11 protein-coding genes are annotated in these 13,577 nt (G+C 39.3%); 4 read left to right on the top strand and 7 right to left on the bottom strand.

The window, feature by feature from the left end; genetic code table 11:
- Window positions 1-160 precede the first annotated feature (160 nt).
- The 4 genes from HXT33_RS03270 to HXT33_RS03255 all read right to left on the bottom strand — a co-directional run bounded on the left by HXT33_RS03270 (window position 161) and on the right by HXT33_RS03255 (window position 3,005).
- The gene (locus tag HXT33_RS03270; RefSeq protein WP_421787573.1) at window positions 161-2,272 is read right to left on the bottom strand and encodes an InlB B-repeat-containing protein; all 2,112 of its coding nucleotides are present in this window, start codon (window positions 2,270-2,272) and stop codon (window positions 161-163) included.
- On the bottom strand, window positions 2,223-2,393 hold the full coding sequence (locus HXT33_RS03265; protein WP_421787571.1) for a hypothetical protein: 171 nt from the start codon (window positions 2,391-2,393) through the stop codon (window positions 2,223-2,225). The genes HXT33_RS03270 and HXT33_RS03265 overlap by 50 nt, the downstream gene beginning before the upstream one ends.
- Before the next feature lie 154 nt (window positions 2,394-2,547).
- Window positions 2,548-2,757 carry a DUF3791 domain-containing protein gene (locus HXT33_RS03260; protein WP_004136124.1) on the bottom strand — a complete coding sequence of 70 codons (210 nt, stop codon included), beginning with the start codon at window positions 2,755-2,757 and terminating at the stop codon, window positions 2,548-2,550.
- Window positions 2,758-2,771: 14 nt separating this feature from the next.
- Window positions 2,772-3,005, bottom strand: a complete 234-nt coding sequence (locus HXT33_RS03255; RefSeq protein WP_116793995.1) for a DUF3791 domain-containing protein — start codon at window positions 3,003-3,005, stop codon at window positions 2,772-2,774.
- A 149-nt stretch (window positions 3,006-3,154) separates the two neighbouring features.
- Here HXT33_RS03255 and HXT33_RS03250 point away from each other — a divergent pair, with 149 nt between their 5' ends.
- Complete coding sequence (locus HXT33_RS03250; protein WP_308583194.1) at window positions 3,155-3,562, top strand: hypothetical protein; 408 nt, start codon at window positions 3,155-3,157, stop codon at window positions 3,560-3,562.
- A gap of 61 nt (window positions 3,563-3,623) precedes the next feature.
- The gene (locus HXT33_RS03245; protein ID WP_419388772.1) at window positions 3,624-4,733 is read left to right on the top strand and encodes a type II TA system antitoxin MqsA family protein; all 1,110 of its coding nucleotides are present in this window, start codon (window positions 3,624-3,626) and stop codon (window positions 4,731-4,733) included.
- 163 nt (window positions 4,734-4,896) lie between these two features.
- On the opposite strand, the gene HXT33_RS03240 is transcribed toward HXT33_RS03245, so the two are convergent.
- From HXT33_RS03240 to HXT33_RS03230, 3 genes are all read right to left on the bottom strand, one after another.
- Window positions 4,897-7,281 carry a DNA gyrase subunit B gene (locus HXT33_RS03240; protein WP_421787569.1) on the bottom strand — a complete coding sequence of 795 codons (2,385 nt, stop codon included), beginning with the start codon at window positions 7,279-7,281 and terminating at the stop codon, window positions 4,897-4,899.
- 93 nt (window positions 7,282-7,374) lie between these two features.
- Window positions 7,375-8,880 carry an RNA polymerase sigma factor gene (locus HXT33_RS03235; protein WP_421787567.1) on the bottom strand — a complete coding sequence of 502 codons (1,506 nt, stop codon included), beginning with the start codon at window positions 8,878-8,880 and terminating at the stop codon, window positions 7,375-7,377.
- A gap of 106 nt (window positions 8,881-8,986) precedes the next feature.
- Window positions 8,987-9,877: a hypothetical protein gene (locus HXT33_RS03230; RefSeq protein WP_421787565.1), complete on the bottom strand. Its 891-nt coding sequence runs from the start codon at window positions 9,875-9,877 to the stop codon at window positions 8,987-8,989.
- Between the two features lie 216 nt (window positions 9,878-10,093).
- On the opposite strand from HXT33_RS03230, the gene HXT33_RS03225 reads away from it, so the two are divergent.
- Window positions 10,094-11,200, top strand: coding sequence for a polyprenyl synthetase family protein (locus HXT33_RS03225; protein ID WP_410313357.1), 1,107 nt, complete (start codon window positions 10,094-10,096; stop codon window positions 11,198-11,200).
- A 107-nt stretch (window positions 11,201-11,307) separates the two neighbouring features.
- Window positions 11,308-13,521: a protein kinase domain-containing protein gene (locus HXT33_RS03220; RefSeq protein WP_421787563.1), complete on the top strand. Its 2,214-nt coding sequence runs from the start codon at window positions 11,308-11,310 to the stop codon at window positions 13,519-13,521.
- Window positions 13,522-13,577 lie beyond the last annotated feature (56 nt).

Below are 13,577 nucleotides of genomic sequence, written 5' to 3'. Positions count from 1 at the left end.
TATTTACAAAACAACTCACCAAACAAGTGTAGCCCAATAAGCATTAACAGCATATCGCGTGACGAAAAATAAGGCTTCTGCTTATGCGTTAAACATAAAACAGAAGCCTTAATTATTAAAACGTAAGCAATTAAAACTACGTATTACTTACAACTTATAACTAGTTTCTGCGCTTACGAGTTGCAGCAAATGATTCAGCAAAACCGGCTAAACCGGCGAAAAGCGAAGCAATTGCGGAAGCGAGAACCGGGGTTGCTGTTGAACCGGTTTTAGGAAGATTCTTAACAACGTGCTTAACTTCCGGCTCTGGCTGCGAAGGAGCTGGAGCAACAGGAACAGGAGTTGACTCAGGTTCTTGATCTGGAGTCAAATCTATATTCGGAATATCATCCCAATTAATGTCCGGCTCCAAAGTTGGCGTTGGCTCCGGTTCAAGTTCCGGCGTAGGAGCTGGCGGAGTTGGAGGTGTTGGCTTCTTAGTAACGGTCACTGTGGCAGCTGCTGTTGCACTAGCACCACCTTTATCTGTTACACTAAACGTAATCTTATACGAACCAACTTTACTATTATCAAAACCGCCATTATTGGTAATCTGAACCTTATTTTTTAAGTCTCCATCTTCTTGATCGGTTGCAGACACAACAAGACTATTTAAATCAAGCGAATCCCCCTCGGTAATCGTCTTATTCTGCACTGTAATAACCGGCGGATAATCCTTAAAAATGGAGTAAACTGTTAAATCGCCACTCACCTTAGTGCTAGCAAGGAACTTTGAACCCAATCCATCAGCTTGAGTATTCCATCCTTTAAAAGTAAACCCATCTTTCGTAGGATCTTGAGGCATAGACTGGTCAGTCCACTCATCACTATCAATAGAGTTGTTTTCTTGCACTTTTACTTGTTTATATTGAGTATTCCCATTCATAAAAGTAACTGTATAACCAGCAACTTCCCACTTAGGGAACACAACAAAGGTGTGATTTGTAGAGCAATACTGCGTACCGAGTTTACTGCCAAACGTATTTACACCCTTGTTATCCCTAAGCACAGCAAATAGATATGGGTAGGTAATAGTCTGAGCATTAAACGGTACGTAAGCAACGGTTGTGCTATTAATGATTTTTTTATCATCATCACTCATACGGTCATACGATGTGTATGCTATGCCGTTTGTCTTTCTAGCAACATAGAACTGCCAGCCAGCAAACTTAAAACCTGCTTTAACAGGATGTATAAGATTGCCATCTTTATCCTTAGGGAATTGAATAGCATTATTATCTACACGAAGGCGCTTAAAAATATTGTCATTGTTATAAGTAAACTTCCAATCACCATCAGATCGATAGTCACCATTTTCCTTTTTAGGCTGTTCATACGAGAAGCACTTGTCCGCCACAGACTCATCCTTCGCATAAACAATTTCCAATGCGTTTAGTCGAAAATATTTGTTTTGATAAGTTTTATTAGACCCGTTAGCTGGAGTCCACGTAAAGTTGCTAACACTAGGTGTAAATTCATCACCTTCATCTGCAGAAACGTTATTATAGGTCACATAATACGGGCTTGGAATTGTGCTATTTACTACTGACACTTCGTAAGTATGGCTTGAATCATAACTGCCCAAGCTTTTGGTTGCACTAGTAGCAGTAGTAGCATCATAAGTGCCAGTAGTCGTTGCTACTACCTTGTTGTTATCTGTTGTATCTACTATCTGAAACTTAATCTTTGAAAACGCGTCTTTCACGTCTTGTCTACTTGCGTCCAGCGTGGAACCAAAATCCCAATTCACAAAATTCAGTTGACCAAAATCGCTATCAGATTTAACTAGCGCATTGTTATTATCACCGTTCATGGTTTCCCAACAAAGACTAACCTTAAGCTCAGTTGTCTGTGTTGCAGGATTTTGAATAGGAGCTGGCTTACCAGTACTTGCCAAAAACATTTGATTATAAATTGTTGAAGAAGATGAATCTTCTTTCGACTCAGACTTTACATCATTCTTCTCAATAGTCTCAGACTTGGATTCAGGCTTATCATTAGCCCCAGTCTCATTCTTAATCTCGGCACTTGTTTTCGAGCTCACTTCAGTCTTTGCGCTACTATTCGTAGGTTCTGCAGCCTTTGCATCACCATTTTCAGAAATTCCAGAATCTTCACTCTTCTTTGAGTAATCTTCAGTTTTTAGGCTACTTTCGTTAGAAGCACCAGTATTTGTAAAAGTGCTATTTGCAACTGGGGGGGGGGGTTGAAGATTTTGTTGTTGCAACAGCACTTTCAACGTTAGTAACGCTTTTCTCAGCCGCATTCGCAGTCTGCGAAACGCAAAAAGCGCAAGCAGCAGTAGCAATACTCATCATCGTCGTCGACAAAACGAGCACAGTTCTCTTGTTCATTTCTTCCTCGCAAAATAAACAAATTTAAAAAACTTATAAAATAAAAATCACACAGCTGCAATCTCATCCTAAGAATGCAACCACACTAACCAATATACCATAATTCTGTATAATGTATATACAAAATTATGAATTAAAAAACGCATCAGAATCATTAACATTCATGCATTTTTTCTACCAGATCTTGCACTAAATATTCATCACTCATGCAATGCATATCCGAAATGCCATTACGCATCAAATCGTAAGTAACAGAATGGTAAAACACGTCAAGCGCCTGCTCATAGCTCAACCCAGCACGCTCAGCCAGAAGACTTACAACCCTCGCATACTTCTTTTGCAACAAAACAGGATTCGCCTTCAAAATCCATCACTCCCCTAAAAACTTGCCACACCTTTTTCGCGCATGAAGGAAATAATGTCGTTTGTAATATACTCTTTGCCTTGAGTATGTAAAGCATCATAAGATGAAACAATATAAGACATAAGAATATTACTTTTCTTAGTTAAAGCATCATACGTATCACGAGGGTTTTGATTAAGTTTCTTAGCAACATTTTCAATACAAAATATTGCAAAATCAAGATTATCTCTATCGAAGACTTCTTGCATATCATCTTAAAGCATAAAAACAAGCCAAGAACATTAATAAGGCTAATAAATTTTATTCTAAAATGCATGTGCAATTATTTATGCATCAATAGATGCGTTTTTCTTGATGAATGCACTTATTTTTTGTATCATAAGAGTGGAGGTGGTATATGAACAAGAACTATAATCAGAATTACACAAAAGAAGAAATTTCAGCAATACTCGCAAAGATAAAAGATTGCATAAAAAATGACCGCTTTACCATCTCATTAAACGAAAATCGTCAGGAAAACATAAACTTCATTCGAGAATACAACATACGATCAGATATTCAAAAAAATATACTTCTCAACATAGAAGTGGAAGATTTTTGTCATTCGTTAAAAAACAAAAAAAGAGGCTATGAATATGAAACGCTTTACGTATTCGCACCACGCGTAAAACTATCACACGTAGGTAAATGTGAGATGGTAAACATTTACACGAAGTTTAATATCATTACTATTTCTCAGCAAAATAGAACAGTTGTTATTTCATTTCATAAAGCAAATAAACAGATAGATTATTTATTTAAATAATCTAATAAACAACTCAAAAAAAAAAATAATAAATCTGCTAATTCTCAATAAAAGGCTCATAATGAAAGATAATAAAACATTTTGCGAAGAATGCAGGAATGAAGTTGAGTACTCAACAAAATCCATTCCAATGACTGCATCTATTAAAGGAAAACAATATTCCTACACCGGCACAGAGGCACACTGCAAAGAATGCGATTCTGCCGTATATGTACCAGAAATTATCGACGCAAATCTTCGAGCATTGTATGACGAGTATCGTAAAGAAAACAATATTATTCCACTTGATAAAATCAACGAAATACCTACTAAATACTCAATAGGTAAACGACCACTTTCGCTGCTACTTGGCTGGGGAGAACAGACATTTTCTAGATTTGCAGACGGAGACATCCCCTCAAAACAATATTCTGACATTTTGCAACGCATTTATAATGACCCGGAATATTACTTACAATTATTAATCAGTAATAAAAATAATCTGAAATCCGCACTTAGCTACGAAAAAAGCTACAAGGCAACTCAAAAACTATTGCTTAAGTCCAACAATTCTTCAAGCAATAACGGCTCTATTAACACAGATTCAAGCAACAAAATAAACTATGTAATACAATACTTGCTCGTAAAATGTGAGGACATTACTCCCCTTGCTTTGCAAAAATCATTGTACTATATACAAGGTTTTTACTTTGCATTCTATAAATCGTTCTTATTTACCGATGATTGTCAAGCATGGGTTCATGGACCTGTGTATAAAGACGTCTATTTGCGCTATAAAGACTACACTTTTACACCAATCGATTCGCCAACAACAGAAATATCAGGAATTAAATCATCAGGAAAATTAGCTGATTACAAATACGCTCAAAAAAGCGATATCACAAGACTTACAGCAGAACTAACAACTACACTATCTGCTACTGAAAAAGCAATATGCGATAGCGTTATTGATAATATTTGCTGCTACAGCGGTAAAGAACTTGAACGATTTACGCATCATGAGGAGCCTTGGATACTTACTCGCGGCAATCTAAAAGCTGATGATTCATCAAATAAAATAATCAGCAAAAATATAATTGGCGAATACTTTACGAAAATAAAAGAAAAATACAATATGATAAATCCAGATGACATTCACCAGTATGCAAAAGATATGTTTGCTAGTAAATAACTAAATAACTAAATAAATAGTCCACATAAAAAATCCTCCTGCAGCAATTCACTAGACAGGAGGATTTTGTGTAAGTAATTTACGCGTAATCAATACTCGTAAGTAATTCACGTGTAATTAATAATTCAGTTTCACTTATCAAAAAAGTGTTTATATAGCAAAATCAGGTATCGATTTTGGAACGATCAAAGTCATCCGCATTATCAACAATAAACTGTTTGCGCGGAGGAACGTCATCGCCCATCAACAAATCGAACACTTCACTAGCCTGCTGAGCATCCTCCATGCGAATTCTTCGAAGCATGCGCGTTCTAGGATCCATAGTTGTGTCTGCAAGCTGATCCGCATCCATTTCACCCAAGCCCTTGTAGCGCTGAATATCACTGTTAAAATCAATGCCCTTAGCTTGCAAATCATCTAGCTTTCCAGCCAACTCGTCGTCGGAATACGTGTAAATATACTCGCCCTTGCGCTTTCCAGCGAGCGCAATTCTGTGAAGAGGCGGCACTGCAGCATAAACGTGACCGTGCTCAATAAGCGGACGCATATAACGGTAGAACAGCGTTAGCAGCAAAATACGAATGTGTGCGCCGTCAACATCTGCATCGGTCATCATAACAATCTTGTTATAACGCGCTTGCGAAATATCAAAACTTGCGCCAGATCCTGCTCCAACAACCTGAATAATTGCAGCGCACTCTTTATTGGAAAGCATTTGCGCAAGGCTTGCTTTTTGCACGTTCAAAATCTTACCGCGAATTGGAAGAAGCGCTTGGAAAGCAGAGTTTCGAGCAGCTTTTGCAGTTCCAAGTGCAGAATCGCCCTCGACGATGAAAAGTTCTGCAACATCGTCGTTTCCAGGCTGGCAGTCGGAAAGTTTTGGCGGCATTGAAGCGGACTCTAGAGCGTTCTTTCTGCGAGTAACTTCCTTAGTTTTACGCGCCTGAATACGCGCATGCATTTCGGAAACGATTTTTTCCAAAACTCTAGCAGACTGCTCTTTGAATCCTCGCTTAGATCCAGTAATCATCTCACCAAATTGAGCATCAGTCATTTTAGTAACGATTGGCTTAACTTGTGCGGTTCCAAGAACATCCTTAGTTTGACCTTGGAATTGAGGCTCAGCAATTCGAACCGTTACGACTGCTACCAAGCCTGCCATAATGTCGTCACGCTCAATTTTTGTGTTGGCGTCTTTAAGATTTACTTTAAGCTTTCTAGCATTATCTTCCACGGCTTTACGAATCTGCTTAGTTAATCCCTGCATAAAGCCGTCAACATGCATACCTCCGCCAGGAGTTTCAACAACGTTTACGAAACTAATAATCGTTGAATCGTAGCCGTTTACCCAACGCATTGCAATGTCAACGCCGCACTTACGCGTTACTTGCTGTGCGTGTAAATCTCCTGCAGAATCAACAGCTTGCGTTTCTTCTACATACGTATCTTCGCCAGAAATACGCCAAATATCGGATACTGCTTCACCTTTTGAAAGAAAATCAACGAAATCTTTAACGCCACCATTATGCAAAAACTCAATCACGCGAGGGTGATGCTTATTTTGCATTGAGCTAGCAGACTCAGCATTTGCAATAGATTGTGCTGTTGATTCTTCAGATTCAGAATTTTCAATCGCTATATTTTCAGTCTCATCTTCAAACTTATCTTCATCTTCTAATGTTGTTTCAGATTCTAAATCTTCAAATTCAGCCACAGAGTCATCACTATTATCAGACTGATTTTCAAGAAGATTATTTTCTACAACATCATTTTCTGCAACATTATCTTCAGGAGAATCAATTTCTTCAATATTTGCAGATTCACCTTCAGGAACATGCTCGTCAATAACAGTAATTTTTAAGCCAGGAACTAGGAAACTTGTTTGACGCACGCGAGCAATAAGCTGCTCATAGCTAAAATGAGCAGTAGAATTGAAGATTTCTGGATCCGCCCAGTAGCGTACACGAGTTCCGGTAGTTTTTGGCGAAACAGTGCCAATAATTTCAAGCTCAGTAGGCTTATTTTTGCGCGTGCGCTTAAACGGAGATGCTGGAGATGGATGCTCCGGATCCGCATCACTATAAACACCAGGATGTCCTTGATGGAACGCCATATGATGCGTTTTACCGTCTCTATCAACTTCAACATCCAAACGTAAACTTAAAGCGTTTACAACAGAAGAGCCAACGCCGTGCAAACCGCCTGCAGCATTATAAGAAGCGTTACCAAACTTTGCTCCAGCGTGAAGTTTAGTTAAAACAACTTCAACACCAGTGAGCTTTGTTTTAGGCTCAACGTCTACTGGAATGCCACGACCGTTATCTGCAACTTCAATAGATCCATCGTCGTGAAGAGTAACAATAATATGGTCACAAGCACCAGCCAAAGCCTCGTCAACCGCATTGTCAATAATCTCCCAGAGGCAATGCATTAATCCTTGGCTGTCTGTAGTGCCAATATACATTCCTGGACGCTTTCTTACAGCATCCAAGCCTTCTAGCACTGTCAAACTGTCGGCATCATATTGCTCTTGCTCTTTAGAGACCACTTCTACCCCTTATATAAGCTAACTATTAAGCAATAAGTGTCGCATCTTAACTAAAGTAGAAACACGACACTTTTGCAATATAACGTTACAAAATCACTGATCTAAGAAGTCACGCAAAGTTTGCGATCTAGAAGGATGACGCAACTTAGACATTGTCTTGGACTCAATCTGGCGAATACGCTCACGAGTAACGCCATAAACGCGACCAATATCATCCAAAGTCTTAGGCTGACCATCTTCCAAACCGTAGCGCATTTTAATAACACCAGCCTCCCGAGGAGCTAATGTTTCAAGAACCTGCCTGAACTGCTCTTGCAAAAGAGAGAATGCTACAGCATCAGATGGTGCGATTGCGTCGGTATCCTCAATCAAATCTCCGAACTCAGAATCGCCATCTTCACCCAAAGGTGTATGCAAAGAAATAGGCTCACGCCCATACTTTTGTACTTCCTGCACCTTTTCAACTGGCATATCAAGCTCGCGCGCAAGCTCATCTGGCGTAGGCTCGCGACCCAAGTCTTGAAGCATTTGACGCTGAACTCTAGAAAGCTTATTAATAACTTCCACCATGTGCACTGGAACTCGAATTGTACGAGCCTGATCTGCCATAGCGCGAGTGATTGCTTGGCGAATCCACCATGTTGCGTAAGTGGAGAACTTAAAGCCCTTCTTCCAATCGAACTTTTCTACAGCTCGAATTAAACCAAGATTACCTTCCTGAATCAAATCAAGGAAAAGCATTCCACGACCGGTATAGCGCTTAGCAAGAGAAACAACAAGACGCAAGTTTGCTTCCAAAAGATGATCTTTAGCTTTCTTACCGTCTGCCGCAGCCCACTTAAGTTCGCGCTTGCGCTTAAATTCCATATTGTCAATCTCGGTATCGAGTAAATGCTGAGCGTACAAGCCAGCCTCAATACGTTCAGACAAATCGACTTCCTGCTCAGCGTTCAGCAAGCTCACGCGGCCAATCTGCTTCAAATAATCCTTAACAGGGTCAGCAGTAGCTCCTGTAGCAATAACTCGACGCTTAGGATTTCCGGAAGGAGTTAGATTATCGTCATCATCGTCATCTCGAACAATAAATGCGCCCTTAGCCTGTGGAACTTGAGGAACATCATGCTTATGTTGATCATTGTCTTCAACATCTTCAAGATCATCTACATCATCTTCAAGATCACTATCAACATCTACATCAACATCTCCAAGATCATCAACATCAGCTATATCTTCTGGATGAATATCATCCAAATCTTCCAAATTCATTTGATCCTCATCGTCAAGATGAGCATCGTCTAATGAATCGTCAATAGCTAATGGATCACCATCTTCTATAGCATCATTTTGAGCATTATCGATACTGTTATCACTATTGTTGCGAACTTCTGCTTCAACTTCAGATTCGACTTCGCTCAAACCTAACTCAGTATCAGTTTGATTTTCAACTACTTTTTTTGAACGAGAACTACGCGTTTTACTAGCAGCAGACGAAGTGCGAGCGTGACTTTGTCGTGCAGTACTTGTTTTACGTGCTTTTACAGGCTTATTACCATCTTGCTCTTCGCTCTGATCAGCTGATGATTCAACTTCGCTCGTCAAACTGTTCCTCCTGTAGTATCCCCTTGCAGCGCATATAGGCATAGTTCAAGCAAGGGCAAGTTTTACCTTAAGTAGTAAACCATTTAAGCACGACGATTATTCCCCCTTATTTTTCTTGCGGCGTGGCGCATTCTGATATCCAGGCTGGTTCAAGCTTATTTTCATAAGCTCCTTCAACAATTTTTGCCATTGTACAATCACTATCTATACTCAATGCTCGCTCAGTATATTTTTTAACGTTACCTAGCCTAAACCACCAGCTAATATAGGCTAAAAGTGCGTAAATTTGCACTGTTAGCTCCGGTATACTTTGTGTAGCAAATGCCATAACTTGTAGCACTCTGCATGCTGTTATTGCTCTTTTTATATTCGGCTTTTTGCTTGTTTGAATAAACTTATCTTCTAAAAATTGACGCAATCTATCTGACACCATAGGCGTGTGCGGATACCATGCGAATTCTGCTAGAGCATTGTCGTCATACCATTCTTGATTTTCATCTAAAATAGATATAAGCATTGCGTCGCGGACGTTAATATTGTGGAACATTCCAATAGCAAGATTTACTAAATCATATCCGAACATTTTCTTGTCGTGTAGAAACATGTCGCACCATCGTACGAAAGCAACACATGCAGTATTTCTAACAGCGCTTTCTTTACCGTTTATATTCGCGTTTTGAATAAAAGATTTTGAAACTGTTGGAATCCAATGCTGTATGCCTTTAACCCATTGAGAATTTTCATCGCAATTAAAATACGCATATTCTTTTGGGAATGTCATAAAGAAGCTACATTCTTTCGAAGGGTATATTTTTCCTTCAATGTCCGAAATCTCTTGCCCAGCAAAACTACTAAAATCATCCAATCCAATAAAATCTATTGAATCATCGCAAAGATCAGCGCTTTCACCATAAACTTCCAATATGCTTTGAGTATCAAAATCATCAATGCAACTATGCGAAATCTTCTCTTCTAAATCAATACCTGCTACTGTCATAATAATTACTCCCCTTCATTAATACGTATTGCACATATATTTGCTCATAATTTTTTATTATTAAATCAAGTTTTACGAGCGTAATTCTTGATATGTGTAAGTTTCTCAATATGCGAAATAGTATTCAATAAAAAACGATTGCAACGGTTATAAGCTCATTAAATCGTGTAAACTATTGTGTTTTACTTGTTCAGCCCTGTGGATAACTTTCATAATATGAGCACTTTAACGGACGATACTTGCAATCTTGCTGCTATTGAATCTCGAATTGCGTATTTAATTTCGCAACAATTTTGCACAAGCGCCGAAAATAATCTTTCTTCAACCTGTAAAACAACGTTACAGCAGGTAATAAAGCAAGCTATCGTTTCTAGCGAAGGCGGTAAAAGGCTGAGAGCTCTACTTACTATAAGTGCTTATAATGCTGCTTCTAGCGAAAAAACTACGAATAAGATTCAAGATAAAGCTTTATTTGATATTGCTTGTGCTTTAGAAGTATTTCAAACCGCAGCATTAATTCATGACGACATTATTGACGAGTCAGCTTTAAGACGTGGAAAACCGAGTGCATATTGTGCATTAAGTTCTGTATGCAACAACAAGCACATAGGCTCAGGGCTTGGCCTTATGCTTGGTGATTTGCTTGCTACAGAAAGCTTTGATATTACTAGAAATTCGGCGAAATATTTTACTTATAGTGAAGAATTACTTCAAGCTTTTGCTTCAATGCAACGAAATGTAGGTATTGGTCAAGTTTTGGATTTGTCTATTGAAATGATGCAACTTGATAATCCATCTGAGCTTGCACAGTCTTCTCTTAATGTGTTTAGGTGGAAAACAGCAAGTTATACAACTATTGCTCCTTTAACACTTGGTTTTCTTGCTGCATCAATGAATCCAAACGATGCTTATAATCTTGCTAATTCTATTGGAGATCCTCTTGGGATTGCTTTCCAGCTTGCTGACGATTTGCTTGACATTGTTTCAGATAGCAAGCTTACAGGAAAACCTATTGGTGGAGATATTCGCGAAGGAAAACGTGCTGTGCTACTTGCAGACGCGTTGCAATACGGCAGTGACCAAGAAAAAGAAATACTAACGAAAGCTTATACAAGCGAAGAACGCAGTGAAAGCGACGTTGAAAAAATAATACAAATCTACCATACTTCGGGAGCTATTGAACGTTCAAAACAGCGTATTATGAATCTTTGGCAGAAGTCAAATAATTCAATTGATGAAAGTCCTCTAAGTGGCAGCGGTAAAGCAATACTTCACAATATAAGCGAACGCTTTATACCTGAAGCATGGCGTAATGTACAATAGTATTTGAGTGTAACTATCGAAAGCAACCATACTTACTACGTTACTTGTAAAATCATACGTAGGCTTGTAAATAGTAAGCAAGGTTTACGCGTATAAGGATTGTGACAATGGATGAAGCTACTCAGGTTCAGCCTGGAATGTGCATTGAAAATCGCTATCGTATTGTGCGTAAAATTGCTCAAGGTGGTATGGCTACGGTGTACCAGGCGCAGGATGAGCGTCTCGATAGGCCTGTCGCAATTAAAATAATGCACACTCAGCTTGCTCAAGGAGTACATCGTCAGCAGTTTATTGCTAGATTCCGCAGAGAAGCAACTTCTGCAGCAGCTATAGCAAACCCGCATATTGTTCAAGTTTATGACACTGGCGAATACGACGGTCTTGATTATCTTGTTATGGAGTATGTGCACGGCGTTAATTTGCGCTACGAAATGAACATGCAAGGCACTTTTAGTGTTCGTGACACCTTACGCTTGTTGGCTGAAACTTTAGACGGTCTTGCTTCCGCTCACCAAGCTGGAGTCGTGCATAGAGATATTAAGCCTGAAAATATTTTGATTAATGATCGCGGTCACGTGCAGATTACTGATTTTGGCTTGGCTCGCGCAATATCCCAAGCAACTCTTTCTTCTACCGGATTATTGCTTGGAACTGCGGCTTATCTTGCTCCAGAACTTATTGAGAACAATCTTGCAACACCTCAAGGTGATTTATATTCTGCTGGAATGATGGCATGGGAAATGCTTGCGGGACGAGTTCCTTTTACTGCAGACAATCCTGTAACGCTAGTGTTTAAGCATGTTCACGAAAACACTCCTTCAATAAGCACAGCGTGCCCAGATATTAACGAAAAAGTTGCGCAATTTATATCTAAGCTTACTGCGCGCGATATGAACGATCGACCAGATAATGCTATCGAAGCATTAACGCAATTGCGAAATCTTTCAAAACAATTAAGTGCTGAAGACTGGCAATATAAAATTGATGCTGTTAAGGAAGAGCAAGATTCCGACTCATTATCTCCTCTAGATAATCTGCGCCTTACAGATATTGATAAGTCTGATAGCGATAATAAAACTAAAGATTATAAGTATTCTCAAGATTCAGATGATTCTACAAGCGATTTAGATGCTACTCAAGCAATAAGCACTGCCGCTGTAGAATCTGAAGAAAATACTAACTCTGATTCTCAAAGCAATCCGCTTGAAGAATTTGACGACAGCAATATGCCAACTATTGCAATTGATTCACACGAGCTTAATCGCAATAAGACTTCTATAAATCCACTAATTCCAACATTGCATCCTGCAAGTTTTAATTCAGACTCTAAAAAAGATTCATCTTCTAAAAAGCGAGTAATTGCTATTGCAGGAGGAAGTGTTATTGCAGTGCTAGTTCTTGGTGCTATTGGAAGCTTCTGGTACTTCCTAGGCCCTGGCAGCTACTGGACGCTTCCTAAGCCGGATGATCTTCGATGCGCAAATCAAGCAGCTTGCAAAGTTAAAGATATTAGTTGGCAAGAATATGAGCATACTTTGAAGGTTGCTGGAATTCCTTACACTGTTTCCAGAGACTACAGTGATGATGTTGATTCAGGGAAAGTTCTTGCCACTGTGCCTGATGTTGTTGGAAGTCACATTAGTAAGCACTCGAATAGTAAGCTTCGTATTATACTTTCGCGCGGTATTAAAAAAGCTACAATTCCGTCTGATATTACTAATCCAAAAACTCGTAATGGTAAGAAACCATTGCAAGCACTACGCAAGGCTGGATTTACTCATATTATTCATCGAACTTCACTCGACGTTTACTCTCTTGAAGTCCCAGAAGGAAGCGTTGTTGACATTACTCCTAAACCGGGCACGCGCATGAATCACAATGAGGAAGTTAGTTTGCTTCTTTCTAAAGGACCTATGCCTGTTCAAATGCCGGATATTGTTAATCACACTAAGGATGATGCTGACGTTGCTCTTAGCGGCGCTAAATTAGACGTAAAGTACGAAGAGGAAAATAGCGATACTGTTGCAAAAGGTAGGATTATTAGCGCTTCGGTTGATGCTGGCACTCAAATGCACTGGGGAGACAGCGTAAAAGTTGTTGTTTCAAAAGGACCTAAATCTGTTACCTTACCAAATGTTTGCGGCAAAAACACTGCAGAAGCTCGTAGGATTATTGAAAGCCTTGGTCTACAGGTTAAAATATCGGCTCCTCTTGGAGATTATATGCATGTAGTTAGGTTCCAATCTCCTGGAGCTGGTAGCGAAGTTCCTTTGAAGGATTCACACGGCAATCCTTCTGTTATTACTCTTACAGTAATCTAAGATACAGTTAACTTACTGTATCTGCCATCTTCACTGGTTCTTTGCTTACAGCTTTC

Origin of the sequence: Gardnerella sp. DNF00753 (assembly GCF_049244275.1) — a bacterium.
GTDB classification, from domain to species: Bacteria; Actinomycetota; Actinomycetes; order Actinomycetales; family Bifidobacteriaceae; genus Bifidobacterium; species Bifidobacterium greenwoodii.
Note: the sequence above shows the minus strand (reverse complement) of the source record. Positions and strands in the feature narration are given on the sequence as shown.

What these genes read in the sequence shown, in the direction of transcription:
- HXT33_RS03265 (WP_421787571.1), bottom strand. Translation starts at nt 2,393, where the DNA reads ATGAACAAGAGAACTGTGCTCGTTTTGTCGACGACGATGATGAGTATT.
- HXT33_RS03255 (WP_116793995.1), bottom strand. Translation starts at nt 3,005, where the DNA reads ATGCAAGAAGTCTTCGATAGAGATAATCTTGATTTTGCAATATTTTGT.
- HXT33_RS03250 (WP_308583194.1), top strand. Translation starts at nt 3,155, where the DNA reads ATGAACAAGAACTATAATCAGAATTACACAAAAGAAGAAATTTCAGCA.
- HXT33_RS03245 (WP_419388772.1), top strand. Translation starts at nt 3,624, where the DNA reads ATGAAAGATAATAAAACATTTTGCGAAGAATGCAGGAATGAAGTTGAG.
- HXT33_RS03230 (WP_421787565.1), bottom strand. Translation starts at nt 9,877, where the DNA reads ATGACAGTAGCAGGTATTGATTTAGAAGAGAAGATTTCGCATAGTTGC.
- HXT33_RS03225 (WP_410313357.1), top strand. Translation starts at nt 10,094, where the DNA reads ATGAGCACTTTAACGGACGATACTTGCAATCTTGCTGCTATTGAATCT.
- HXT33_RS03220 (WP_421787563.1), top strand. Translation starts at nt 11,308, where the DNA reads ATGGATGAAGCTACTCAGGTTCAGCCTGGAATGTGCATTGAAAATCGC.